Origin of the sequence: Pseudomonas sp. 2822-17, assembly GCF_002742485.1 — a bacterium.
GTDB classification, from domain to species: Bacteria; Pseudomonadota; Gammaproteobacteria; order Pseudomonadales; family Pseudomonadaceae; genus Aquipseudomonas; species Aquipseudomonas cyclaminis.
Genome location: NZ_LJRZ01000353.1, coordinates 1 through 231, shown reverse-complemented (window position 1 = coordinate 231; position 231 = coordinate 1). Strand labels below are relative to the sequence as shown.

General features: G+C 30.7%; 1 protein-coding gene. It reads left to right on the top strand.

What is annotated here, in order from left to right; genetic code table 11:
• Positions 1 to 231, top strand: a 231-nt coding sequence (locus AOA60_RS09285; RefSeq protein ID WP_218240607.1) for a hypothetical protein, incomplete at both ends; no start/stop codon positions are given.

Genomic DNA, 231 nt, shown 5'->3' with positions numbered 1-231 from the left:
ATTGCAGTTAATGTATTACCTAATGTTATAAAATATATTGGTCCAGCAACTTTGAGGGAACGTGATGTCTCTGTAAAGATTGTGATGGAACCAAATTATAAAATGACAGAACTTCTTAAGGCTATTGAAAGAAAAGGAGAAGGTCTAAATAAAAATGAGAAAAGCGACATCAAAATCCGGAATATTAAATTAAAGGATTTAGATAATGGGAATCAGCAAATAGACTTGAAA